Source organism: Kitasatospora sp. NPDC048715, assembly GCF_043198905.1.
GTDB classification, from domain to species: domain Bacteria; phylum Actinomycetota; class Actinomycetes; order Streptomycetales; family Streptomycetaceae; genus Kitasatospora; species Kitasatospora lactacystinica.
On the sequence record NZ_JBICVH010000006.1, the window covers coordinates 80599 to 104556 of the forward strand.

A 23958-nucleotide genomic window follows, 5' to 3' on the forward strand; every position below is an offset into this window, starting at 1 on the left:
ATCACCCGAGCGAGTGAGGCCTCTTCATGGAGCCGAGACCACGCACCATCACCACGCGGTTCTCCGCCGAACGAGCGCGGATCCGGGACCTCCGGAGCTGGGTGGTCGAGGCTCTGCCGTTGCTGGGTCTTGCGGGCCGGCAGCAGGACTCCGTGCGGGACGACGTGCTGGTGGTGTTGAGCGAGCTCGGCACCAACGCCGTCGTGCACGGCTGCGGTGGCGACCGGCCGGACGTGACGTTGACCGCTTCCCTGGAGTACGTCGCAGGAGTGCTGCGGGTGTCGGTGACCGATCCGGGGCCCGGGCGGCCGGAGCACCGGCCGGTGGACGACGAGGCGACCTGCGGCCGCGGCCTGCGGCTGGTCAACCGGCTCGCGTCGCGGTTCGGCGTCGATCCCCTTCCCGAGGGCGGTAAGGCGGTCTGGGCGGAGGTCACGTTGCCCGCGTCCGCGCGGTCGACGGCCGCCCTTGCCGAGCAGGTCGGCCTGCAGATCGCGGTGCTGCGCGCGGGCACCGCGCTGCGGGAGTCCAGGCCGCGGCCGGCCGTCGGCATGCTGCCCGGGCAGCCGGCGCTCGACCGAATACCGGCGTGACCGTCTCCTTGTAGACCTCCGGTGCTGCCCGCCGCATGCCTTCCCGCGTGGGCGGCACCGGACTCCGGAACGCCTGCCCCGGCTTGATCTGCCGGGGTGGACAGCGGAAGAGCAGCGCCCCCGTGCGCGCACGCTCACCGCGGTCCGCGCCCGCCTCCCGTTGCTCTCGGGGAGGCCGGCCCGGACACCCGCGGGGCCCAGCCTGTCCAGGGCGGCCCCGCGAACCCAGGTGGTGCCGTCCCCCCGAAGACGGCGTCGCCCGGTGTGCGGGCCCGGCCGCTGGGGAGCTGCGCCGGGCCCGCGCACCCACCAGCACCCGCCCCTGGGGAGAGGCGGGCAGCCCGGGCCCAGGGCGCCACCCCCGTGCGCCCCGGCCCGGGCGAACCGGACGAGCGGAGAGCGGAGGGACTGCACTCCGCCCGTCCGTCCCGGCACGTGCCACCCGGCACGGGGCCGGCCGGTCCGGGACGGCCCGTTGGCCGTCCCGGACCGCCCCCCTTCTTCCACCGAACTTCGTATCGAGGACTGCTGTGAGCGTCGGAACCCGCACCCGAACTCTGCTCAAGACCACCAGCCCGGCCCGCAGAACGGACGTCGCGGCCTCCTACGAGGCCCTGACGCAGGCCTGTGCGGCCAGCGGGATCGACGCCCGGCAGGCCGAGCTGGTCAGCGACAGCCCGAACCACCTGTGGCTGCTGCCCGCCTCGCGCACCTTGGCCATGGTGCACCCCGACCCGGACGAGGCCTGGGCCCTGATCAGGGGCGCGCGATTCCTGCGGCAGCACGAGGTCCTCGCCACCGCACCCCGGTACGGCGACGTCCGAGCGGACACCGCGGGACAGACGGTGACGTTCTGGCCGGACCCGGGGCAGCGGAGCCCCGACACATCCCTGTCCGGGTGGGTGACCGCCCTCACCCACCGGATCGACCCCCGGACGGCGCCGTGGCTGCGCGAGCACGACCCGTTCGCCGGGCTGCTGGACGGTCTGGACGACGCCCCGCTGAACGCGGCCGCCCGCCGTTTCCTGCGCGAGCGCACCATCCAACTGCACGAGGAGTGGGACTACCTCGACTGGCCGACCCCGGACACCGTCGTTTTCGGCACCCTCGGCATGGTCCCGGTCCACGACGACGGCGTCCACGCCGGGACCCTGCTGCGCCGCCCGCTGACGCGCGGCCACAGGGAGTGGGACCTGGTCGCCGCCCGCTGGCGCTCCGAACTGCTCACCGGCCTCCGCCAGGACCACCGGACCTACGCCGACACCTACTTGGCCTACGACATGGAGCAGCAGGCCTACCCCTACATCGGGGCGTGGTCCGGCTACCAGGTCGTGCGCGACGTCGTGGTCCTCACCGCGGTGATGGACGCAGTCCGCAGTGCCCACCTCGACCAGCGGGCCCGCGCGGAGGCCGCGCACCGCGTTGCGTGCCTGCGCGGCGCCCACCCGGCCCCCTGGAACTGGGGGCCGCGATGACGACCTCCCGCCCGAGCGGGCCCCTGCTGCCGGCGGTCCACGAGCCCGCGGTCATGCGGTGCGGCCACTACGTCGCCGAGGAGATCCCCGGACACGAGGCCCTGGTGCTGAGACACCTGGTCACCGACCTGAACGCGATCGAGATCGCGGCCGCCGTCAACGCGATGCCCGGGCGCCGGAACGCAGAGAGGCTGACGCCCACCGTGGTGCGCAGGAGCCTGCACTCCCTGCAGGAGCGGCTCCGGGCGAGCACCCGGGAGCAGATGGTGGACGTGGCCTGCCGCGCGAAGATCCTGCTGCCCCCGCGGACGGAACCGGCAAGGCCGCTCCCGAAAACGCCTCTGGCCCACTTCCAGCTCCGGGCCCAGGGCTGGACCAGCCAGGAAATCGCCGGCTACTTCGGGGTGACACCGGCCACGGTCACCACGTACCTGGCCGACATCCGGCACCGGGCCGGCACCCGTGGCAACCCCGCGGCCGTCTTCCGCCTGCACGGCGTGCCCGGCGCCCTGGACGGCTCGCCGAACTGCCCGATCTGCGCGTCGAAGGGGGCGGCGTGATCCGGCCCTACGCCGGTCCGTGGGACCGGGAGTCCGTGGTCCGCGGCGAGCCGTGCCCCACCTGCGGGGGCCGGATCGTCCTGACCCGGGAGCAGCGCGACGTTCTGGTGCTCACCGCCGCCGGCAGGACGATCCCGGCGGTCGCCCTGCGGATGGGTTGCAGCACGGGGGTCGTCTGCTACGAGCTCAAGCGGCTGCGGAGTATCACCGGTGCCCGCAATGCGGCTCACCTTGCTGCGATCGGTGTGCGGGCCGGCATCGTGCCGGCGGTGGGGCCCGACCGTCCGCCGGGCCGTCTGGACTCCACCCAGGTCCGAGTGTTCGCCCACATCTCCGCGGGGCTCATGCCGCGCGAGATCGCCGAGATCACCGGGCGCGGCCCCGCAGTGGTCCGCGACGCCGTACGCGAGGTGGGCGAGCTCCTCGGAGTGCAACGGATCCCGGCCATGATCACCATGCTGTTCGGCCTGGGGGAACTGCCGCGCCGTCACCACGGGTGCTCGCGGCCGGCATGCGTGCTGAGCCGCCAGCAGCAGGAGCTGGCCACGGGCCCGCGCCAGGAGGCCCGGGAAGCGGCCGCACGCTGGGCCGAGGACGTCGCGGCCGCGGCCGTCTGGCGTACCGAGCACCGCCGGGCCCGTCAGGAACTCGCCGATGCGCTGGCCAGGCTGGACGACGGGATGACCGAGCTGCGGGCCGCCCGCTTCGAGGCGCAGGAGGCCCTGGACCTGGTGGCGGCGCTGACCGCCGAGACCCTGGCCGACGCCCGCGGCAGCACCTCGCAGCTGCCCCCCGACCTGGCCGACATGCGGGCCAGGGCGATGGCGAACCTCACCGACCTCGGGGTCGTCCTGCGCAGCGCCCAGGTCGTCAACGACCGCCTGGCCGCCGTGGAAGAACGCCAGGACCGGCTGGAGCAGAGCCAGAGCCGGCTGGCCGCCGGCTTCGAGCGGCAGGCCGAACTTGCCGCCCGCCACCGGGCCCACGCCCTCGTGGCCACCACCACCCCCGAGCTGCGCGCCGAGCGCCCCTTGGTCCCTCCCGAGGCCAGGCCCTGGAACTCCCCCCGGCCGCCCACCACCCTCTGACCCCCACGAGGACACGACCACCATGCCCACCCCGCTCCCGCCGAGCGCCCCGGCCGGCGTCATCCCGCTGCCGGCCGCCGACCTCCTCACCCACGACCCCAGCAGCCCGCTCGCCGACCCCCACCGCCTGGTCGGCGACGACTGGCTCACCCCCACCGTCGACGCGGTACAGCGCCTGCTCGACCAGGCCGACCCGCGCGCACTCGCGGCCGGCTCCCACACCGGCCCCGGCCACACCCTGCTCCTGCTCGCCGCCCCCCGCGACAGCCACCCGGCCTGGTACCTGCGCCTGCCCGACGGCACCGCCGCCGCGCCCCGGCCCACCGGGCGCACCACCGCGATCCTCCCGCTGGCCGACACCCTGCACCTGGCCCTCTACCGCGACCAGGACGACATCGACCGGCAGACCCCCCAGTACCTGCGCACCCTGCACCCCGGCCAGCTGTGCCTCCTCCACGCCGGCGCCACGACCCTGCTCACCGGCGCCCCGGACAGCGTGCAACTCGTCCTCACCCACCTCCCGCCCACCGACCCCGACCTGCTGCCGCTGAGCGCAGCCGACTACCGGGCCGCCACCGCCACCGCCCGATACCGCCTCACCGCGCCGCGCCGCGACGACGACCGACCCGGCGGCGCGTTGCCGGAGGACATCCCCGACCTGCGCGGCGCCGACCTGCCGCGCCTCCACGCCCAGGCCGGCGCCCTGCACCGCCTCGCCGCCGACCGCGCCCTGCTGTCCTACCTCACCACCACCACCGTCCTGGCCCCCGAACGGTACGAGGCCTCCCGCACCACCCTGCTCGAAGACCGCCTGGTCCTGGCCGCCGCGGACGACCGCGGCTTCGAGATCCGCCTCAACACCCGCCACCACCCCGCCAACCAGCGCGTCCCGCACAACCACGCCCACCCGCACACCGTCCGGGTCCTGGCCGGCGGCTACCTCCACACCGTCTCGCTGCGCACCGACGGCCGCACCGACGGCCCCTTCACCACCCGCGACCTGCGCCGGGCCGTCACCACCACCGAGCTCCCGGGCAGCTCCTACACCCTGGCGCCCACCCTCGTACGCCAGGCCGCGATGCTGCCCCGCACCAACCTCCTCATGCTGCGCGGCCCCCACGCCGCCGACGCGCACGCCGCCGCCGACCTGGTCCCGGCGCTCTTCGCCTGTCGGGAGTCCGCCGACAGCGAGACGCCGCCGCTCTCGCGCCCGCTGACCGACGACGAGCACCGCACCACGTACTCGTGCCTCGCCGAGGACGACGTCATCGACTGCCTGCCGCCCCGCCCCGCCCCGCCCCTGAACAGCACCCTCCCACCCCTGCGACCGATCGGACCCGACCCGCATGCTCCTGCCGTACTCCAAGCTCGACCCGTTGTACCCGCCCGGCCGCTGCGTCTACGCCCAGGTCATCATCCGCAACGCGTCCGGCGGCGTCTTCCAGGTGACGACCAACGCTGACGACAACCGGGGCTGGGACGTGCCGACCTGGCGCGCCATCAGAGACCAGGCGCCGCACGATGCCGCCCGGCACGCCGCCCGGCGCGACGCCTCCCTGGATGTCGACGCCCTGCGGCTGCTCGTGGTGGACACCACGCCCACCACCGAGACCACGGCCGAGGCGTACTGGCTGGTCTTCGACGGCGGCACCCTCCGCGACGAGCAGATCTCCTGCCAGGAGCTCCCGAAGCCGGGCGAAGTCCACGACGGGATGCGGTTCACCGATCCGAGCCGCATTCCCTCCGGCCGCATCCAGGCAGCGCTGCGACGCCTCGCCGACCCCAGTGCCCCCGTGCTCCTGGCCGACGGACACCCGGTCACCTGAACCGCATCGCTTCATCACCGAGATCCACCGACCGCTGAGAGACCATGACCGCCACGACCACCCCACCCCACACCCGCACCGGGCCCGCGACACTGCGCTGGCTGCTGCTATGGGGCACCCTCGCCACCACCGCCTACGCCGCACAGATCGCCGAACTCGCCTGCCACCTCGCCGACCACCGAATAGGTGCGGGCCCGTTCGCCTGGACCGAATGCGCCGGCGTCCTGGCCGCCGCCGCCTGCACCATCCGGCTGCGCCTGACCCGGGGCGGCACCGAGGCCTGGCGCGACCCCGTCGTCCTCACCGCCGCCGTGCTCGCCCTCTGCCGACTCACCGTCGCCGCCGAGGACGGCAGCCTGGCCGGCGACCTGCTCCGCCTGCTGCTCAACCCGCTCATCCTCGCCCTGCTCGCCGCCGAGCTGATGCACCGGGTCGGAGCACCGGTCCGCTTCACCCGGCCGACCTGGCGCGCAGCCGGCCTCGCGATCCTGTCCGCCCTGTGCTACCTCCTCGCCCTCCGTGCGGCGGCCGCGGTGGCCGATCTGATCGCCCAGTACTACCCCGTCCCCGCCCCGACGGCCGGGTTCGACGCTCACGATCACGTGCCCGCCATCGCGCTCGCGGCGATGAGCCTGGCGCTGCCCCTCATCGAGGAACTCGTGCTCACGGGAGCGCTCGTCACCATCGGCCGGCAGCTACGCGTACCCGTGCCGGTCCTGCTGGCAGCCGCTGCTGCCGGCCGGATCGCCCTGCACGCCTACCTGGGCGCGCCCGGCCTGGCAAGCGCCGTCTTCGCGGTCGCCGCCGTCGCCCTGTACTGGGACCAACGACGCCTGCTCCCGCTGGTGGCAGCGCACGTCGCCTGGGACCTCCACGCCCTCGTCCTCGCCCCCGCGTAGAACACAGCACCCCCCTTCCTGCCCAGGCCGTCGACCGTGGAACCACCCGCCGCCGGCCCCCTACTCACCAGAAACGATCATGACCTCCTTAGAAATCCTCAACGACGCCGGCTCCGACGGAGACCACCTGGCCGACAGCCTCAGTGATGCCCTCAGCGCAGCGGCGCCGATGGTCGAGCAGATCTCAGGCCTCTCCCTGCCCCCGCGGGTGACGGTGCGACTCGCCACCCCGGAGGCGAGCCGGGCACTCTCGGTCCTCCACGTGGGGCGGGTCTACGGCACGGCCGCCGAACGCCTGGCCACGCGCGAGGCGTTCGACATTGCCAAGAAGATCGCCGACACCCCGGTCACCCCGCACCGCAACGCCGTCCTGGTACGGCGCGACGGCCCTTCTTCGTCAGGCGCGAGCACATCACCGAGCACAGCCGCGCCCTTCGCATCCCGATGGTGAACGTCGAACTCGGTGTCCTGGGGAGAACGGCCAGCGGGCCCCGGGCCGCATCGTCCTCGTTGGCCACCACGCCACCTTCTACGGCCCGACGCTGCGGATGATCGAATCCGAGTGGTTCAGCCGGGTACTCACTGCCCACGGCCGGGCCCTGGCCTGCGGTGACTTCAACGAGCCGGCACTGGGAGAGGAACTCGATGTCGCCACCATCGCCGACCGGGCACACTTCCACAACCGCACCCACTACGGGCACGGCGTCGGTCGGGTGCCGGACCACCGCACGGACGAGGGCTCTCACCGCCGCCGGGTCGTCGACCTGGCCCGCAAGGTCGGCGGTGCGGCACTCGCACCGACGGCCGGCTACGGCCCCGGTGCCGCTCACCGGGCGGTGGAACACATGGGCGGCGTCACCTCGGCCCGGAGTTCATCCACGCTCGCCGATCTGCGTTCGAGGTTCGCTCCGCAGTCCGACGTGCCCATGGTCCGGAGATTCCTGGAGAGCACCGCCTCCGTCGGCGCCGCACGAGCTGACCACTGCCGTGCCGTCCGGCTGGCGGGACGGACGAGTACGTCCGGCGAGTGGCGCACCCGCCTCGTGCCACAGGTCCCGAACTGCTCCGGTCGCGTCAGCGCTCAACCGGCCCCCACGCCCGGACACCGGCCGAGGGAAGGCCCACGATGACCCGACAGCAGAACCTCGGCTTCGCTCTGACCGTGACCGGTGGGCTGGAGCTCGCCGGTCACCTGCTGGCCGGAAAGCACGACGCGCCCATGATCGGAGGAATGCCGCGGCAGGGCACAGAGCGAGGATCCAATTGGTTGGTTGCCCAATCGATTCGACCCGAGGATGTCCCCATGCGTCGTGCCCTCACAGCGGTCGCCTTGTGCGCCACGACCGTTGCTCTCACGCTCGGAAGCGCGGGATTCGCCAACGCGGAGGCTTGGATCTACCCGCAAGCATGCATGGACGGGGGCGGGCAGGTTTTCCAGATCGAACCCGGGCTCGGCAAGTGCGTCGGCGGGACGTACGACGGTATGGAGGTGCAAGAGCGACCCTGAGCCCATTCGATCTTCTCGCGAGTCCCGGAGCCGAGGCCGGAGACCGCGCCGCCGCCAAGCCTCCGTCAGCCGCCTGCGGCGGGCCCGCTCACCCGCTCTTGCGGCCGCGACGCCGGGGCGCTTCGGCTGAGGCCGTCGCCTCGGCGAATGCGGCCCAGTTGCCCTTCAACTCTGGCACGTATCTCGCACGCCGCCCCACACATACGAACCCGGCTACAACCGGTTCCTCTGCCACCGGCGGCGCCGCATCTGCCCCTCTTGGCCCAGGCCCCGTCGACCGAGATGCTCGCCAGCAGCCGTGGCGAGCGCGTCGGTAGCCCTGACGGCCATCTCCGGTGTCATGCAGACGATCCTGCCGCATGGCCCTGCTCGCTCCGGTCACGCCATTTGCGGCTGGTGACACGGTTCTTACCGGCACTCCAAGTGGGTCCGATTGGAACGTCACGATAATAACGGGCCCGGTAAAACACTCTTGACCTGGTCAAACGCACAGATCGTGCTCCCTGGGGGGCGGGGCCGGCCGGTTTCCGGAGGTGCTTCGACTACCGAGCGGCCTGCGTGCGGGATGCGTGGCGCATGTCGGTGAGGGCGGAGGTCAAGCGGGCTGAGCCGACGGTGGTTGCGAGCGCGGTGGCCAGGCGGGCGGTGGCCATCGCCCGCACCCGGGTCTGGGCCTGGACGGTGCTGGCTTCGGCAGCCCGGCGTAGGTCGGCGACAACCTGCGGGTTGTCGCGGCCGGTGGTGGCGGACAGCAGGTAGAGGGCGAATCCGGTGTCGCTGCCGATCTTGGCTGCGGTGATCGTGGAGGTCCAGGCCGGTCCGGATGCGAGGTCGGTGACCCGGTCATAGGCGTGCTCGGCTGCGACCAGGTGGCGGGCCACTTGGCGTTCGTCGCCGTTCAGGGCGTGGATCTGGGCCGAGACGGCGCAGAGCATCGCCCGCACCGCTGCGGGCAGGCGCCCGCCCACCTCGCCTGCCAGCTTGAGGGCTTGCCCGGGGTGGCGCAGGTGGATCTCCTGGCGGACGGCGTTGGTGGCGAGGTGGCACAGCAGTCCGGTGTCGCCGTGGTCGCGACCGGCGGTCAGACCGACCTGGAACAGTGAGCGGGCCTCGTCGAACAGACCGGCATCGAACGACGCCCAGGCAGTCAGGTTCGCCAGGCGCGCGATCGCACCGAGCAGTGCACGGCGTACGGCCGGGCTGGTCGACGCCTCGGTGAGGCTGACTGCGGCGTGCAGCTCGCGCAGCGCGAAGTCGCGCACTGCGCGCCCGCCCGAGGCCCGGTCCCAGTGCTCCAGGAGGCCGGTACGCTCGGTGATGGCGCGGATGTCGCCCATGCGCAGGCGCGTGAGGGGCGGGGTAGGTGGCAGCAGGACGGTGAGGGCGGTGGCCAGGACGTCTCGGCGGTTCGAGGTGCTCACCTCCTCGTGGTGGAGCTGCTTGGCGGTCAGGCCCAGCTCGGCCGCGTTTTCCGCGCCCAGCACAGTGCAGAGGGCCTGCCGGTAGTGCTTGTGCGGCCAGGTGATGAGGCCACGTTCTATGCGTGAGACATAGCCGGCGTCAAACGGTGACTCCCGCCCGGTGTCCGCTTCAACCAGTGCGCTTGACCTGCTCCGCGACTTGACGCTGAGTCAGGCCCCGAGTGAGCCGTGCGCGTCTGAACAGCGTGTTCGTCACAATGCCCCGCCTTCAACCTCCGGCCCGGGCAGCGAGCTCAGCGTGCTGGGGCTGCCGCAGACTGCCTACCGATCTGCTCTGCTGTTGTCACCCGATCCGGTGGTCTCCTGGAGATGTTCCACCCGCCACCAGGCACCGGCCGAGGAGCGGTGGTCGAACGGCCGCGCCGCACCGACCAGGGGCCGTACAGTCCTGGCCATGACGACCGACACCACCACTGCATCGTGGCGCGAGATCGACCGCACCACCGCCTTCAGCAAGTTCGGCCGGTCCGTGGACCGGGTCGAGTTCGAACTGCCCGACGGACGGAAGGAGGAGTTCTACCTCAAATGCGAGCGCCCGGCCGGCGCCGTACTCGCTCTCACTTCCGACCGGCAGGTCATCCTGGCCCGCCAGTACCGTCCGGGCCCCGACCGCGTTCTGCACGAACTGCCGGGCGGCTACATCGAACCCGGGGAATCCGCAGCGGACGCGATCGCCCGCGAGTTGCTGGAGGAGACCGGCTACCAGGGCGAGGTACGAGAGGTCGGACCCTACTGGCTCGATGCCTACTCCGACGTACGCCGCTTCGCCTTCGTCGCCACCGACTGCGTCAAGGTCGCCGAACCGCAGCCGGAGCGCACCGAGTTCATCGACGTCGTCACCCTTTCCCTGACCGAGTTCCGCGACTGCGTGCTCCGCCGGGGCGAGATGACCGACACTGCCGCCGCCTACCTCGCCCTGGACGGGCTGAGCCTCCTGTAGTCCCCGAGACGGGCGGGCCGGCACCACATCCTCACCCACCCGCCACCCGGGAGGACCCCGTGACCGATCGGAGCACCACCGACACCGCCCCGTACTACAGCAGCGCACTCGTCTCCCTGCCCGCCCAGACCGTGGCCCTGGTCCTGGCCGGCGGCAAGGGCAGCCGCCTGCGTGCCGCGCCCGATGCCGAACTCCAGGGCACGCCGAAGGTGCTGGTGCCGATCGACACCTCCGTCGGCCGCACCCCGATGCTCGGCCACGCGCTCACCCGGCTCACCGTCGCCGGATTCCGCCGGATCGCCGTGCTCACCAGCACCGACCCCGCCACCGGTGCCGACGCAGTCGAGACCTACGCCCTCACCCACCCGTCGGCCCGGCAGGTGGAGCTGACGATCCACCGCGAGCAGCACCCGCTCGGCACCGCCGGTGCGGCCTACGCGGCCCTGGGCCACCTGTCCGATGTCCCGGCCGCGGTGGTGCTGCCCGCCGACACCCTCTTCCCTACCGTCCTGCTTCCGTCCGCCGTCACGGAGCACCGCTCCCGCCCGGCAGCGGTGACGTGGACCGTGACCACCGCGCCCGGCCGCTGCGCGCAGAACGCGGGCCGTCTCTTCCTCGACCCCGACGGCCGGCACGTCGTCCACGGCTGGAGGGCGTGGACGCCACCCTGCCGACCGGGAGCCGCAGCGGGCTGCGGCAGGCCACGAGCACGGGCGCCGTCGTCCTCACCCCTGCCCCGTTCCGGGCGCTGTTCGAGGAGTATGCCCGGTGCCTGGCCCACCCCGGCGAGGCGGACCTGTACCGGCAGTTCATGCCCTGGGCGATCAGCCAGGGCCACCCTGTCGGGGCCTTCGACATCCGCACCTCGGCCCCCGACCTCGGCACACCCGACCGCTTGGCCGCCTTCGGCCGCAGCGCCTGAGAGGAGAGCAGCACCGTGCCCGGCATCGCCCTGTCCACGCTGACCGAGCAGCAGGCCCGCCACTTCCGCGACCTCGGCTACCTGCGCCTGCCCGACCCCGGTCTGCCCCGCGACCTGTTGGTCGAGGTCGCCAGGACGGTCCGCGCCCGCGCCGCCCTCCTGCCCGTCGGGCAGGCCAAGATCTACCGGCTCTACCAGCACGACCGCACCCTGATGCACCGCCTCATCGTCCACCCCGCCATCCTCGGGCCGCTCACCTCGCTGCTCGGCCCCAACGTCGTCTACGTCCTCAACCGGCACAATCAGGGCTCGCTGAACGCCTCCGGCGCCCACCAGGTGCGGCTGCACCGCGACATCCTCCAGCCCACCCGCGGCCTGCTGACCGCCATCGTGTACTTCGAGGACGCCACCGTGGAGACCGGATGCACGTGGATCGTGCCCGGGTCCCACCGCGCTCCGTACGTCGGCGTCCCGCAGCCCGACGGCGGCGGCACGTGGATGGACGAGCATCCCGAGTTGGCGGACCTCGCCGACCAAGCGGTTCCCGTGCCCGTCCCTGCCGGCGGTGTCCTGTTGTTCGACGGCACCCTCTTCCACACGGTGGGCGCGAACACCGGCGGTACGACGCGCGCCAGCGCGGTCCTTGGCTACCGCAGCGCGGACGAGCTCGATGCCCGCCCCGACCCCGACCGGCAGATCGTCGTCGCCGGCGCCCAGCTGTACCGGGGCAACGACCGGCCGAACCGACCCAAATCTCGGTAGGAGCTGGTGGTGGTCGGCACAGCCCTTGGGGTGCCGACCACCACCCTCTGTTCAGGCTGTCGTTCTGCGGGAAGGCCCTTGCCCCCCGGCTCAGCAAGCTGAGGCCTCGGCGGCGTGCCGGGCCGTACGCAGGTTCGCACGCCACGCGGTCTTCGCCACGGTCTGTGCGCGCCGCCGTGCATATCCGGAGGCCGCGGCCGCACGCAGACCGTCCAGGTCGGCGGTCAGGAGCAGGGGACAGTGGTCGGAGACGTCCTCATGGCCGGTCAGCACCTCGAACCCCAGGATCGCTTCGGCGGTGTGCGGGTCGGCGTAGGCGTGGTCGATGCGCTGCTCGCCGCCTTGGCCGTCAGCACCGGGTCCGTAGCCGGCGGTCGGGGCGAGCGGTGCCTTGCGGCTGGTGGCGGCCGCGACGTACCGGGCCAGGCCGGTGTCGACCATGGCGGTGAGGGCCGGCGGGGCGGGAGCTGTTACGGCAGCTGCTGCAGGACCATCCGGACCTGCACGCGGTGCGGGAGGAAGAAGTGGTCCGTGCCGGTGCCCGGCCGGTCGTGGTGGGGCCGGAGGGGCGGGTGCGGCCATGGCGGGAGACGGGTCTCGCGCGCTGGCTGGCCAGCGTGTTCGGGCTGGTCCGGGTCACCCGCGTCGCCCACCGGGACCGAGGCGAGCTCGGCGTCGGGCAGGTTGCGCAGCCACACCGCCCACTGCCCGGCTCAGTCATCGCCTGCTCGTGCTCTGCCTCACCGCGCCGGCCAGCCGGCGCATCCCCTGCTCGGTCAGCCGGCCGACGTCTCAGCGCTGATCCAGTTCAGGTAGCTCTCGGCGCCGGCCACGACCGGCACCGCGACGACCTCCGGCACGTCGTACGAGTGCTGCTCACCGATGAACGTGCTGAGCGGCCCGGCCAGCTCGGCACGGGTCTTGAAGTCGATCCGCCACTCGTCGCCGGACCGCACCTCGCCCTCCCACCAGTACACCGAGCGGACCGGGTAGACCTGCGCGCACGCGGCCAGCCGCTCGCCGATCACCTTCGCGGCCAGCGCGCGGGCCTTCGTCTCGTCGTCATGGGTCGTCGTCACCACGAGGAAGTCACTCATGGCCCGAGCGTAACCATCCAGATCACGCCCGGGGAACAGCACGGTGCCCGTCCCGGAAGCGTGACGACCCCTTACGCGGCCGCCTTCATGAACGCTACGACGACACCACCACCACAGAAGGAGCAGCACCGTGGCCACCCAGCCCAAGGCCCTGACCGTCAGCTACCCACGCCACCGAGCACCCGCCCGCCATCGAGCCGCTGCTGCTCGACCTCTACGCCGAGATCTACAAGGTCGAGGCCGCCACCGATCCGTTCCTCTCCGTCGAGCGGTTCACCGACCGCCTCCACCGCCACACCGCCACCTCCCGCTGGGGCTGTACCCTCGGGGAGGTGGACGGGCAGCCCGTCGGCTACGCCTACGGCTTCGCCCGCACCGCCGGCTACCAGTGGGACCGGGCTCGTCAGCACCGTGCCGGGCGTGGACCTGGAGGAGCACGATCGCCGCACCTTTGCTTTGTGCGAGGTGATGGTCCGTACGGACTACCGCGGCACCCACCGCCCGCACGCTCCACGAAGAGTTGCTCTCCCACCGAACCCAGGAACGCTCCAACCTCTTGGTCGACGTGAAACACCCGAAGGTCCGGCCCTCTACGAACGGTGGGGCTGCACCGAGATGGGGATCATGCAGCCGTACCCGGACTCCCCCGCTACGTCTCCATGTGGCGCCCGATCACCCTCTGAGCCGGACGACGCCGGCGGGACGTTCGGCAACGGCTGCTGGGATTCGTCCCGGGGCCGGCTGGGTTCCGTCCCCAGGCGGCTCCGCCGCAGGCCAACCGGGGCGCCGTACCAAAAGCCGATCGGCAGCCGGGTCGGCCCGACGGTCTCCAGCCCGAGGCCACCCGTCGAGGTGCCGGCCGCAGCGCAGCGGGCACCACCAGCGGACCGTCCCGGCCTTGAGGTGTCCGAGCGGGTAGGGAAATCCGGTTGCGGGAGGCACCGCTCGGCCTGCGAGTCCTGCTGGACAGCGTTCACGCCCCCATCCCAGCCTTGGCGACCAGGTTCCGGGGGCGGCGCACGGCCTCGTCGAGAACGTCCGCCCCACCGGCCGAGGGCGACCTCGATTAGCTCGGCGCCGGGCAGGTTGCGCAGCCACACCGCCCACTGCCCCGGCTCAGTCATCGCCTGCTCGTGCTACCTCACCGCGCCGGCCAGCCGGCGCATCCCCTGCTCGGTCAGCTCGATCGCGAACGCGCCGTCCACTCCGGACGCGTGGCTCAGGAGTCGTCGCTGGTCATGTGGAGGGTCGTCATCCCTGTGCCCTTCCTGTCCGATTGGGCCGGACAGAACGGCACAGACCGGCTCGCCGTGTGAGCCGGAGCGGTGGACAGCCGACCCCCTCAGTCCCTCTGCCTGAGCTTCCGGGCGTCGAGGCCGGCGTACCGGGCCCGGGTCGACTGGCCGGTGTCATAGGTGAAGAGCGTCACGGGGGCATCACCGACCATCGGCCGCAGGGCGAGCGTCCGATCCACGATCTCGTCGTCGGCGATCGGGAGCCGGGTGTGCCGCGGCGGGTCAAACATGATCTCTACGGTCACATCGAGGCCCCCGGCTCCTCCCTTCTGCAGGACGGGGAAGGTCTCATCGCCCTTCGGGAACAACCGGTCTATGACGGCCAAGGCGACCCGGGCCCGGCCTCGCACGTCCCCCTTCGAGTGGGTGTCCTTGGTCCGGTCGAGCTCATCAATGACGACCATCGGGATCATCAAGTTGACCGCGCCCTCGGAGAGCCCGGTCAGAGCGACCCAGTCGATCGCATCCAGCTTCTCGGGGTGGTGGATGAACAGGCTGGTGTCGAAGACGGCGTTGAGCGCTACGGCAGGCCGGTTCGCGATCGCTTCCTTGAGCGCGTTCACGGCGAGCGCGAGTTCGCGGCTGCGCACGCCCAGTTCGAGCCTGACGAGGCTGTTGGTGAACCGCACCATGTGCGCGGCGCCCAACTCGGTCGCACCGGCCAGCATGTGCTCGTACCGGCGGGTGAAGATCAGCCGGTCGATGTCCGCCTCGCTGATCCGCCCCTCCAGGTGAGAGAACGCGTCGTTCGCCCACTCCAGGTAGGCGAGCACGAGTTGCCCGGCGTCGCCCGAGAAGCCGGTGTACAGGTTGCTGACCTTCGTGTGAACGTGCTCGAGGGCCTGGAGCGCACCCTCACGGTGCGCATCCGGGTGCAAGGTGAGGTACATGTGGGGATGATGCCAGCGCCATGCCGCCACGCCTACCGGGTTTCCGCTGGGCGCGGAGATCGTTGCCGACAAGCAACCGCCCGCCCCAGAGCCGGTCGGGCGGTTGGTCAGGAGGGCGGCCGCCCCGGCGGCGCTGGTCCCGTGTCATCGTCTTCCCCGGCATGGCTGGGAGGGGGCCCCGAGCGGGATGCTGTCCCGGGGCAGCTACACCGCCAAGTCGACCTTCGTGGACGACGACGGCAAGACGCTCGGGGAGGTTGAGTACGCCTACGACATCACCCCGAACTGGCCGGCCGCCGGGTAGACCGTAACGAGGCGGCCGGTCGCAGCCTCGTCCGTGGACCGGATCAGTTGGGGCGGTCCGGGCCAGTGGCGGACTGCGGTCGATACTGTGGTTCCCGACGAGGGGGACAAGTTGTCGCTGGTGAAGAAGGGTTCGCGTCTGATCACCGTCGACGGTGTGGTGTACCGGTGGCGGGTGATCGGCAGCGTCCGGTGCTGTGTCCCGTGCAGCAACGGTGTTTCGGATTTCGCGGTCCAACGGGTCGGCCGGAGGAGCGCGGTGCTCGTGGCCGCCACGTCGGCGTTTCCGGTCTTGCCGTCCGCCGTCGAGGCGGGAGTCCGCGCGGCGCTCGGTCAGGGATGGCGATCCATGGAGACCGGACCCGCCTTCTCCCTGGGGGAGTTGGTGTAGGGCCGAGGTGACGGCCCCGGTGCTCGGCAGGTGGTCCGTGCTCCGTGGTCTGCGGCCCGTGGCCCGTGGGCGGGGACCTGTCGGAGGGGGCTTCTACGATCCCGGGCATGGACATCGACGCATGGTGGGGCATCATCGGGCAGGCGCGCGCCGCGGTCGGGGACCGGGCCGACGACCGGGATCCGCCCGATGACCCGTTGCCCGGAGCGCTGGTCGACGTACTCGCGGCGCTGGAGCCGGACGACATCATCGACTTCTATGTGAAGCACATCGAGGTGACCGACGCCGCGGAGCGGTATCCGCTGAAGTGGGCCGCCTTCCTGATCGAGGGCAGCGTCTCGGACGATGGTTTCATGGACTTCCGTGACGGGCTGGCCCTGCTCGGACGGGAGACGTTCAGCCGCGCGGTGGCCGATCCCGACTCCCTGGCCGATCTGCCGGTGGTCGTCAGGATGAGCCGCGACGAGGGCGGCTGGATCGGCTTCGAGGCGCTGAGCCTCCCGATCACGGACGCGTACCGGAAGGTCCGGGGCGAGACCGACACGCTCGGGGCGGCGGTGGAGGCCGCGATCAACGGTATGACGCGTCCCGACCGGCCGGGTGGTGGCACCTGGGATCCGGAGGACGACGACGCGATGCGGCGCCACCTTCCCCGACTCGCGGCACTCTTCCTGGACTGACGGGGCGGTTCCCGAGGTGTCGGTTCCCGAGGTTCTCGCCAACTCAACTGTTCTCCCGTGGAGTTGTGCGGCCGGTGGCGGTTCGTTCGGCCCATGACAGGCCATCCAGGCCATTCGGCGACCGGTTGTGGACAGGGCGCGGCCCTCCTGGGGGAATCCGGTACTCCGTTCGTGATGGCCTGCCACACTGCCCGACAAGAGCGATGTGACATGTCACAGTGCTCTCGGCGTCCGCCGGGAGCACCGAATGAGGGAGGAACCCCATGAACCGCTTCTCCGCCGTGCTCGCCGGTGCCGCCGCCCTGGCGGCGCTGACCGGCGCCCAGGCCGCCACCGCCTACGCCGCCACCGCCGCGACCGGTTCCCCGGCCGGACCGGCGGGCACCACCGTCTGCGGCAGCCCGGGCGCGCCGAACTACGTCACGACCAGGGCCTGTATCACCGTCAACGGCAACCAGGTGTACGCGTCCGGGCGCGCCACGCCGACCAGCCCGACCTGGCAGGACCAGCAGGTCTCCTTCCGGCTGACCAGCACCGGCATCACCAGCCCGCCGTTCGCCACCGTCACCCCGACCGTCCTGATCCCGGCCGGAGGGGCCGAGGTCGGCGGCATCACGGGCACCGTGCCCTGCGGCACGACGGTGAGCGCCACGTTCAGTGTGGAGCAGCCCGGCTGGTCGCCGTCGACCGCAACCGTGTCGACCGTCGTGACCTGCTGACCGGGGCGTGTGAGGACCGGCCTGACCCGGTCTGACCTGACGTGATCCGTCCGCCTCCTCCTGGGTGACCAGCCGCGATCGGCTCGCCCGGGGGAGGCGGACGGCGGTGCCCGGGACGCTGTCGGTTGCGTCCGTCATCGCGGTCCGTAGCGCCTGGTAGGCGATCAGCAGTGCCCAGACTTCCTGTTCGATCCCGGTCGGGGTGCGGGCGCGCAGGACCCGCCCGCCCAGGATCGTGGATTTCCATCCCCGCGAGCGCGGGGCCGACTCCTGGCAGGAGCCGCTCTCATCGCCGGTGCGGGAGCTATCCCCACGAGCGCGGGGCCGACTCCCCGTCGGTGATGCGGAGCCGGACCGGGGTGGAGCTATCCCCGCGAGCGCGGGGCCGACGACGCGAGCGCCGGGGCGTCGGCCAGCATCTGGGAGCTATCCCCGCGAGCGCGGGGCCGACAGCTGCCGGGTCCGGCGGAAATCGAGGCGCCAGGAGCTATCCCCGCGAGCGCGGGGCCGACGGCCACCCGGCGCCGTAGCGGTGAGTGGCATAGGAGCTATCCCCGCGAGCGCGGGGCCGACCCCTCTTGCGAGTACACCGCCCAGTCGACGTTGGAGCTATCCCCGCGAGCGCGGGGCCGACGGCGCGGTCCAGGTCCTGGCGTGCTGCGGGCAGGAGCTATCCTCGCGAGCGCGGGGCCGACCACCAGGACTCGCACATCAGGGCGCTGACGGTGGAGCTATCCCCGCGAGCGCGGGGCCGACGGTCATGGTCGGTTGGTCCTCTCGCTGGTGGAGGAGCTATCCCCGCGAGCGCGGGGCCGACGCCGACTCGATCGAGTCGATCAGCGCGAGCGTGGAGCTATCCCCGCGAGCGCGGGGCCGACGCTCCGGCGGCCGCCGCCATGCCCTGGTAGCCGGAGCTATCCCCGCGAGCGCGGGGCCGACCCGACCACGTCAGCGAAGACCCTCGAAGGGCTGGAGCTATCCCCGCGAGCGCGGGGCCGACCCTGCGCCGATCGGCCGGCACCTGGGAGCCCCGGAGCTATCCCCGCGAGCGCGGGGCCGACCGGCAGAACCTCGACCAGCCGGGCCCACCCGCGGAGCTATCCCCGCGAGCGCGGGGCCGACGGCTACGACGTCGACATCACCGTCTACACCGAGGAGCTATCCCCGCGAGCGCGGGGCCGACACTTCCTGACCTGCGGCGATTGAGCTCAGAGCGCGCCAATCCATTCAGTTCGAATCCGGAGCCCCACGTGTGCGGGGCCAAATCCTCAGCGGCTGTATGTCCCAGCTGCGCCCCGGCGAGCCAGCTCTGAACCTTCGACAGCATCGTACGGGCTGTCATCAGGCATGGGTGCAGGGGACGGGTTCGCCGGTGACCGCATCGGCCAGGGCCCGGGGCGGAGAGGCTGAGTAGGACGACCTTCAGCTCCCCGATGCCGCCGTCGCCGAAGTCGTCGCCACAAACCGCCACTGCGTGCTCCTGCGGACATACGAGGTCGGCCCACCGCTCGACCGCGAGCAGTCGACTGTGGATCGGGTCGTCGGTGAAGGCACAGCACTTGCCGGTGGTCCAGGCTTCGACGCCGACTGGCGGGGAGGCACCTCGTAGGAATCGTCACCGGTGTCGGCCACGTCGCGTTCTTGGATTCCGCCCGGCGGGTCCATAGTTCACAGGCCCAGGCCGCTCCGCCTTGGACGCCGGGTCGGTTGCGGGTTCTGCCCGGTGGCGGCGAGCCGGGCCGCTGAGCGCCTGAGGGTGATGCGGTCGGCGGCCTGGGCGTCTGGGGTGGAGGCGAGCCGGTGGTGGAGGTGCTGGGCGGCGAGGTCGGTTCCGAGTGCCGAGACCACGGTGGCGAGGGCCGTCTCGGCGGCCGCGCTCGCCCGGCCGGCGGACCGGTACTCCTCGGCGAGTTCGGCGCGTCGGTCGGCGGGCAGCGGCCGGGCCGGCAGCCGGTTGTGCCCGGGGCCGGAGGCTCGCATCATCAGCCGTCGGGTGTCGGCGAGGCGTTCGGCGAGGACCGCGTGGTCCTCGGCGAGGTGCTGGAGGCGGGCGGAGATCTGGCGCAGGGCGTCGCACCACACCGGCAGGGCCGCGGCGATGTCGGAGGCCTGCCGGGTCGGTCCCCCGTGGCCGTGGGACAGCCGCCAGGCCGGGTCGGCGTAGAGGAGCCGGCCCACCCGGTCGACCAGGGCGTGCGACTCCGCGGTGACGGCGGAGAGGGTGCTGTCGGGAGCGGAGCGCAGGGGGAACCAGCAGGCGCGTACGCGGCGCCAGGCGAGCTCGGCTGCTTCCCAGGCGGTGTCGGCGGCGTGGACGGAGGCGAGGTGGGCGGACACGGTGGCGGGAGCATGGGTGGCGGCGTGGGTGAACAGCAACCGGGTCAGCTGGTAGACGGCGACGGCGTTGGAGGCTGCGGTGCCCATGGCGGAGGCGGTGTGCGCGTGGGAGTCGTCACCTGCCTGTACGGCGCGCCAGCTGATGTCCGCGAGCCGGTCGGCGGAGGCGGCGGCGCCGGTGCCGAGCTGTGCGGGGGTTTCCGCGGTGCGGGGCGGGTCGGGCTGCAGCAGCGCGCGGGGCCGTACGGTGTCGAGCGCCGCGGCGCCGAGCCGGACGTCCGGGTCGGCGGCGAGCGTCCGGACCTCCTGCTGCACCACTCCCAGCTGGTCGACGACCCGGTCGAGGGCGCGGATGCGTTCGGTGAAGGACGTGCTGGACGTGGCCGAACCGAGGCGGCCCACCAGGTCCGCGACCGTTCCGGCGAGGGCGAGGACCCTGACCAGGACGGCGGTGCGCAGCTGCGTGCTCTCCAGGGCGAGCCCGTGCCGGGTGAGGGGTCGGCCGTCGGGATCGGTGTGGGTGGCGAGCAGGTCCAGGCCGGTGCGCAGGGCCTGGATGGCATGAAGAACGTACCGGGGGGCCTGGAAGGCCTGGAGGGCCGTGAGGGCCGGCGGCTTGCCGTAGGCGGCTCTGAGTTGTCGGGCGGCTTCGGCCAGGGCCACGTGCAGCCGGGCCCGGCGGGCACTGTCCGGTGCCGTCGCCGGGCCGGGGCCGGTGGACGCCCGGTCGGGCAGGGTGTCCACCGGTTCCCAGGCGTACCGGGTCTCCACGGCGAGGAGGAGGTCCAGCAGGTCCGCGACCTGGTGGCCGACGGTCCGTCGGTAGAGTTCCGAGCTCCGCTCGATCGGCAGGTAGTCGGCGTCGGTGAGGTAGCTGCCGGCGAGGACGACGAGCTCGCCGAACTCGGCGCTCACCGGGCGGTCTGCGCCGGGCGGAGCGTGGTGCGCACCGCGGCGGCGGTGTGCCCGAGGAGGCGGACGGCAACCAGGACGGTGTAGACCTCGTCCGGCGTCGCCGCGGTGGCCGCCGCTGCCGAAAGCCGAAGCTCCGCCTGCTCCAGGAATTCGGCGAGCCGCGGACCGTCGGCGAAGGTGAGGTCGGTTTCGGGGTCGTCGCCGTCGTCGGGCTCCGGCAGGAAGCCGCGGAGCTCGATGGCGTGGTTGTGGGTGCCGCAGGCGGCCAGGGTGTCGCCGCCGGTGTCGGTGGTGACGGCCAGGGACCAGAACACGGTCTGGTGGGCGAGGGACCAGGCCGCCGAGAGCGGGCCCTGGATGCCGGGCTCGGCGAGGCGGGCGGCGATGCGGTCGAACCAGGCGGTCGTCATGGCGGACTCCTTCGTCGGTTGTTGTCGTGGCGGTCAGGGTGGCCGATCCGGCCGTCCCCGGGGGCCGATGGTGCGGGTTCCTGTGGATAACCCGGGGTTGTGGGTGGATCCGGTCACCCGGACGGGGGATCAGGTGACGATCCGGCGGACGGCGACGACCTGGTTGGGGCCGCTGCCGGCTGCTCTCCAGGCCTGGTAGCTGCCCGTCCGGATCTGGAGGCCGGTGCGGGGGGCCTCCAGGAGGCGGCCGTCGCCGATGTAGAGGGCGACATGGCCGGGGCGGCCCGGACCGCCGTCCGTTCCGGTGGTGAAGACGAGGTCGCCGGGCCGGAGGCTGTCCGGGTCGACCGGTTGCCCTTCCTCGACCTGGGTGAACGTCGAGCGGCTCAGCCGGATCCCGGCACGGGCGTAGGCCTGCTGGACGAGGCTGGAGCAGTCGCAGCGGCGGGAGGGGGCGGTGCCGAGCGGGTCGGTGCAGTCCCCGCCGAAGGTGTACCAGCCGCCGCGTTGGGCGAGGGCCCAGTGAATGGCGGCGGCGGCCTGCGGGTGGGTGCCGGCCGGGACGTCCCACCCCGGTGGGAGGGCGTCGTCAGCGTCGGCCGGTGGTCCGGCGGGCGTGGGGGCGGTGAAGTCCGGGACCTCGGCGACGATGGCGGCGACGTACTGCTGGGTTTCCCGGTAGGGCGGGATGCCGTGCGCGGCTTGGACGGCGTGCCAGCCCGCGTTGTAGCCCGCGAGCGCGAGCTGCCACGGGTCGGCGGCGATGCCGGAGTCGCGGGCCTGGCGGATCAGCGAGCACATCATCCGTCCCTGGGCGTCGATCGCGTCGGCCGGATCGAACGGGCTGCTCACCCCGTTGCCGTCGGCGTCCCGGCCCCAGGTGCGCCACGTGTCCGGGACGAACTGGGCGATGCCCTGGGCGCCCGCCGGACTCTGGGCGTTGGGGTCGAAGCCGCTCTCCCGGTGGAGCTGGGCGGCGAGCCCGGGGGAGGTCAGGCCCTGGTCGCAGGCCCCGGCGGCGCGCTCGATCATCGGACCGTACGGCGTCGGGACGCTGCCCGGTCGAAGCGCGCTGCCGTACGGTCCGCGCCCCGGGGCGCTCGCTGCGGCGGGTACGTCGGTGGCGGCCGCCAGCAGCACCAGGGCGAGCAGTCCGGCGGGTGCGGCGACCGCGCCGCCCGCCAGCAGGATCGTCCGTTTGGGCACAGTCCAGGTCCCCCGATCGTGTGGCACCCGTCGGCGTGTCAGGTACGGACCGGCCGGGCAGGCCGGCGCGGCCGGTGGCGAACGTGTGCTCCGGGCGCTGCCTGCCGCACCGCCGGAGCCGGCCGACCTGCCGACCGGGCAGGTGCCCGGAGCGGCCGGAGACGAGGACTCGCAGGCGGCGACGCCGCAGGTGGGCCGCTGCCTCGGCGGCCGGCATCACCTCCGGCCGACCGTCGAGGCAGCGGGGACAGGGCCGCATTCCGGCCCCGGCCCCGAAGTCGGTGGTGTCGTACGGCACCGGCGCACCCCTGGTCACGATCCGCTCCAAGTCGATCGCCGAGTGTAAACAGAGCTGGTCGTCACTGTGCTAGACAGTGCGGCTACGGCCAGTGATGGCCATGAACTGGCATCGAACTGGCATCGCTGAACATCGGTCAGGTGGGAGGGAGTGAACATCGGTGGGCAGGTCCGCGCCCGTGGCCGGGCTGCACGTCGGCGCCCGGCTCGTCGTCCCGGTCCTGGGGGCGGCGGCCGGCAGCGGCCGGAGCACCGTGGCCCTGCTTGCCGCGGCCGGGCTGGCCCGGCTCGCCTCGACGGTGGTGCTCGACAGCGCGTCGACCGCGTCGTCTCCGTGGCGCCGCTGGCCGCTGGCCGGCGGCGCCGGGCTCGTCTCCGTACCCGTCGACCGGCCTCTGAGCACCGGTCAGGTCCGCGCCGCCGCCTCGTCCTGCCTGGACGGCCGGGTCCAGGTGCTCACCGACCGCAGGCCATGGTCGGAACCGCCGCTCGCCCTGCCCTCGGCGCCGTCGGCATGGCCGGCTCTGGCAGGGGCCGGCGGCTGGCAGGTGAGCGTGGTGGACACGGCGCTGACCGTCGCGGACGACCTCGGTGACGCCGGGGTCCACTCACGCACCGCCCAGTGGATGCTGCTGGAGGGGGCCGTGCCGGTGATCTGCGCGCCGACGTCGCGGGAGGGCCTGGAGGCGGCGGCCGTCGCGATCGCCGCAGCCGAGGCCGCGTCCCTTCCGCTTCAGCGGTGCGTGCTGGCGCTGGTCGGCATGGCCAACGGGATGCCGCGGCAGTGCCGGGCGGTCACCACCATGCTCGAACCCCGGGTCGGCGCGGTGGTGCGGGTGCCGCACTGCCCGGCCTGGCGGGCGCACGCCCTGCGGACCGACCGGCTCAGCCGCCGGTTCGAGGCGGCCGGCACCGGGCTCGCCGACACCCTGATCACCACGGCCGAGAGGTCCTGGGGCCCGCTGCGGGCCCCGGCCGGGACGGCCGCCACCTCGGAGGATCCCTCACATGACGACCTCTATGTCGCTGCTGGCAGCCCGGCTGACCGCCCTGCCGGCCAATGACCCCACCACCGCCCCGAACGGGTCGTTCTACGACGTCGGGAAGGGCTTCAAGCCGGAGATCCCGTCCGGGGAGGTCGGCAGCGCGCTCACCACGATCGTCAACTGGACCATGGGCATCTGCCTGGTTCTCGTGGTGGCCGCGCTCTGCGCGTGCGCCGCGATGGACAGCTTCGGGTCCATGTCCGACCGACCCGAGATCAGTGCGCGGGGCAAGGCGGGTATGCCGAAGTGCTTCCGCGGGGCCGTGATCATCGGACTGGCGTGGCCGATCGTCTGGCTCGGCGCGAGCCTGAAGGGCTGA

The 23958-nt window shown here is 72.8% G+C and carries 27 protein-coding genes, 2 pseudogenes and 1 CRISPR repeat array; of the genes and pseudogenes, 21 read left to right on the top strand and 8 right to left on the bottom strand.

Features of this window, described 5'->3' with window-relative positions; genetic code table 11:
- Positions 1-26: 26 nt before the first annotated feature.
- The 10 genes from ACGFSC_RS13555 to ACGFSC_RS13600 all read left to right on the top strand — a co-directional run bounded on the left by ACGFSC_RS13555 (position 27) and on the right by ACGFSC_RS13600 (position 7948).
- The gene (locus ACGFSC_RS13555; RefSeq protein ID WP_359902337.1) at positions 27-593 is read left to right on the top strand and encodes an ATP-binding protein; all 567 of its coding nucleotides are present in this window, start codon (positions 27-29) and stop codon (positions 591-593) included.
- Positions 594-1123: 530 nt separating this feature from the next.
- Entirely contained in the window at positions 1124-2068 is a 945-nt protein-coding gene (locus tag ACGFSC_RS13560) for a hypothetical protein (protein WP_359896517.1), read from the top strand.
- A complete protein-coding gene (locus ACGFSC_RS13565) occupies positions 2065-2628 on the top strand; it encodes a hypothetical protein (protein ID WP_359896519.1) in 564 nt (187 codons plus the stop codon). The genes ACGFSC_RS13560 and ACGFSC_RS13565 overlap by 4 nt, the downstream gene beginning before the upstream one ends.
- On the top strand, positions 2625-3716 hold the full coding sequence (locus tag ACGFSC_RS13570; RefSeq protein ID WP_359896520.1) for a hypothetical protein: 1092 nt from the start codon (positions 2625-2627) through the stop codon (positions 3714-3716). The genes ACGFSC_RS13565 and ACGFSC_RS13570 overlap by 4 nt, the downstream gene beginning before the upstream one ends.
- 22 nt (positions 3717-3738) lie before the next feature.
- Positions 3739-5178 (top strand): hypothetical protein, encoded by a 1440-nt coding sequence (locus ACGFSC_RS13575; RefSeq protein ID WP_359896522.1) that lies wholly within the window; start codon positions 3739-3741, stop codon positions 5176-5178.
- Positions 5162-5542, top strand: a complete 381-nt coding sequence (locus ACGFSC_RS13580) for a hypothetical protein (RefSeq protein ID WP_359896524.1) — start codon at positions 5162-5164, stop codon at positions 5540-5542. Before ACGFSC_RS13575 ends, ACGFSC_RS13580 begins: the two co-directional genes overlap by 17 nt.
- A 44-nt stretch (positions 5543-5586) precedes the next feature.
- A complete protein-coding gene (locus ACGFSC_RS13585) occupies positions 5587-6441 on the top strand; it encodes a type II CAAX prenyl endopeptidase Rce1 family protein (RefSeq protein ID WP_359896526.1) in 855 nt (284 codons plus the stop codon).
- A 79-nt stretch (positions 6442-6520) separates the two neighbouring features.
- On the top strand, positions 6521-6892 hold the full coding sequence (locus ACGFSC_RS13590; protein WP_359896529.1) for a hypothetical protein: 372 nt from the start codon (positions 6521-6523) through the stop codon (positions 6890-6892).
- A 97-nt stretch (positions 6893-6989) separates the two neighbouring features.
- Positions 6990-7571, top strand: a complete 582-nt coding sequence (locus tag ACGFSC_RS13595; RefSeq protein WP_359896531.1) for a hypothetical protein — start codon at positions 6990-6992, stop codon at positions 7569-7571.
- On the top strand, positions 7568-7948 hold the full coding sequence (locus ACGFSC_RS13600) for a hypothetical protein (protein WP_359896532.1): 381 nt from the start codon (positions 7568-7570) through the stop codon (positions 7946-7948). The genes ACGFSC_RS13595 and ACGFSC_RS13600 overlap by 4 nt, the downstream gene beginning before the upstream one ends.
- Before the next feature lie 542 nt (positions 7949-8490).
- On the opposite strand, the gene ACGFSC_RS13605 is transcribed toward ACGFSC_RS13600, so the two are convergent.
- Positions 8491-9432 (bottom strand): hypothetical protein, encoded by a 942-nt coding sequence (locus ACGFSC_RS13605; protein WP_359896534.1) that lies wholly within the window; start codon positions 9430-9432, stop codon positions 8491-8493.
- 391 nt (positions 9433-9823) lie between these two features.
- On the opposite strand from ACGFSC_RS13605, the gene ACGFSC_RS13610 reads away from it, so the two are divergent.
- From ACGFSC_RS13610 to ACGFSC_RS13625, 4 genes and pseudogenes are all read left to right on the top strand, one after another.
- Positions 9824-10369 (top strand): NUDIX hydrolase, encoded by a 546-nt coding sequence (locus tag ACGFSC_RS13610; RefSeq protein WP_359896536.1) that lies wholly within the window; start codon positions 9824-9826, stop codon positions 10367-10369.
- 131 nt (positions 10370-10500) lie between these two features.
- Positions 10501-10896 (top strand): annotated as a pseudogene (locus ACGFSC_RS13615) (NTP transferase domain-containing protein); the annotation flags it as partial.
- Positions 10897-11024: 128 nt separating this feature from the next.
- Positions 11025-11291: a hypothetical protein gene (locus ACGFSC_RS13620; RefSeq protein ID WP_359896842.1), complete on the top strand. Its 267-nt coding sequence runs from the start codon at positions 11025-11027 to the stop codon at positions 11289-11291.
- Positions 11292-11306: 15 nt separating this feature from the next.
- Positions 11307-12053 carry a phytanoyl-CoA dioxygenase family protein gene (locus tag ACGFSC_RS13625; RefSeq protein WP_359896537.1) on the top strand — a complete coding sequence of 249 codons (747 nt, stop codon included), beginning with the start codon at positions 11307-11309 and terminating at the stop codon, positions 12051-12053.
- A 90-nt stretch (positions 12054-12143) separates the two neighbouring features.
- Here the strand turns inward: ACGFSC_RS13625 and ACGFSC_RS13630 are convergent, their stop codons facing one another.
- A complete protein-coding gene (locus tag ACGFSC_RS13630; RefSeq protein WP_359896539.1) occupies positions 12144-12494 on the bottom strand; it encodes a hypothetical protein in 351 nt (116 codons plus the stop codon).
- A gap of 14 nt (positions 12495-12508) precedes the next feature.
- Between ACGFSC_RS13630 and ACGFSC_RS13635 the strand changes: the two are divergent.
- Positions 12509-12730, top strand: a pseudogene (locus tag ACGFSC_RS13635) (ISKra4 family transposase); the annotation flags it as partial.
- A gap of 99 nt (positions 12731-12829) precedes the next feature.
- Here the strand turns inward: ACGFSC_RS13635 and cutA are convergent.
- From cutA to ACGFSC_RS13650, 3 genes are all read right to left on the bottom strand, one after another.
- The gene (gene cutA / locus ACGFSC_RS13640; RefSeq protein ID WP_359896541.1) at positions 12830-13150 is read right to left on the bottom strand and encodes a divalent-cation tolerance protein CutA; all 321 of its coding nucleotides are present in this window, start codon (positions 13148-13150) and stop codon (positions 12830-12832) included.
- A gap of 158 nt (positions 13151-13308) precedes the next feature.
- On the bottom strand, positions 13309-13446 hold the full coding sequence (locus tag ACGFSC_RS13645; RefSeq protein ID WP_359896543.1) for a hypothetical protein: 138 nt from the start codon (positions 13444-13446) through the stop codon (positions 13309-13311).
- A gap of 1046 nt (positions 13447-14492) precedes the next feature.
- Entirely contained in the window at positions 14493-15335 is an 843-nt protein-coding gene (locus tag ACGFSC_RS13650) for a PIN domain-containing protein (RefSeq protein ID WP_359896544.1), read from the bottom strand.
- A gap of 103 nt (positions 15336-15438) precedes the next feature.
- Here ACGFSC_RS13650 and ACGFSC_RS13655 point away from each other — a divergent pair, with 103 nt between their 5' ends.
- The 4 genes from ACGFSC_RS13655 (at position 15439) to ACGFSC_RS13670 (ending at position 17428) form a co-directional block, all read left to right on the top strand.
- Positions 15439-15639 (top strand): hypothetical protein, encoded by a 201-nt coding sequence (locus tag ACGFSC_RS13655; protein WP_359896546.1) that lies wholly within the window; start codon positions 15439-15441, stop codon positions 15637-15639.
- Positions 15640-15672: 33 nt separating this feature from the next.
- Positions 15673-16029 (top strand): hypothetical protein, encoded by a 357-nt coding sequence (locus ACGFSC_RS13660; protein WP_359896548.1) that lies wholly within the window; start codon positions 15673-15675, stop codon positions 16027-16029.
- A gap of 107 nt (positions 16030-16136) precedes the next feature.
- The gene (locus ACGFSC_RS13665; RefSeq protein WP_359896549.1) at positions 16137-16709 is read left to right on the top strand and encodes a DUF4240 domain-containing protein; all 573 of its coding nucleotides are present in this window, start codon (positions 16137-16139) and stop codon (positions 16707-16709) included.
- A gap of 263 nt (positions 16710-16972) precedes the next feature.
- Positions 16973-17428 (top strand): hypothetical protein, encoded by a 456-nt coding sequence (locus ACGFSC_RS13670; protein ID WP_359896551.1) that lies wholly within the window; start codon positions 16973-16975, stop codon positions 17426-17428.
- A 239-nt stretch (positions 17429-17667) separates the two neighbouring features.
- Positions 17668-18611: a CRISPR direct-repeat array (repeat unit 29 nt; unit sequence GGAGCTATCCCCGCGAGCGCGGGGCCGAC).
- A gap of 485 nt (positions 18612-19096) precedes the next feature.
- Here ACGFSC_RS13670 and ACGFSC_RS13675 read toward each other — a convergent pair.
- From ACGFSC_RS13675 to ACGFSC_RS13685, 3 genes are all read right to left on the bottom strand, one after another.
- Entirely contained in the window at positions 19097-20680 is a 1584-nt protein-coding gene (locus ACGFSC_RS13675) for a hypothetical protein (protein ID WP_359896553.1), read from the bottom strand.
- Positions 20677-21090, bottom strand: coding sequence for a hypothetical protein (locus tag ACGFSC_RS13680; RefSeq protein WP_359896555.1), 414 nt, complete (start codon positions 21088-21090; stop codon positions 20677-20679). The genes ACGFSC_RS13675 and ACGFSC_RS13680 overlap by 4 nt, the downstream gene beginning before the upstream one ends.
- Before the next feature lie 129 nt (positions 21091-21219).
- Positions 21220-22296 (bottom strand): NlpC/P60 family protein, encoded by a 1077-nt coding sequence (locus tag ACGFSC_RS13685; protein ID WP_359896557.1) that lies wholly within the window; start codon positions 22294-22296, stop codon positions 21220-21222.
- Positions 22297-22754: 458 nt separating this feature from the next.
- Between ACGFSC_RS13685 and ACGFSC_RS13690 the strand changes: the two genes are divergently transcribed.
- Both ACGFSC_RS13690 and ACGFSC_RS13695 read left to right on the top strand, forming a co-directional pair.
- Positions 22755-23657 (top strand): hypothetical protein, encoded by a 903-nt coding sequence (locus ACGFSC_RS13690; protein ID WP_359896558.1) that lies wholly within the window; start codon positions 22755-22757, stop codon positions 23655-23657.
- Positions 23602-23958 carry a hypothetical protein gene (locus ACGFSC_RS13695; RefSeq protein ID WP_359896560.1) on the top strand — a complete coding sequence of 119 codons (357 nt, stop codon included), beginning with the start codon at positions 23602-23604 and terminating at the stop codon, positions 23956-23958. Before ACGFSC_RS13690 ends, ACGFSC_RS13695 begins: the two co-directional genes overlap by 56 nt.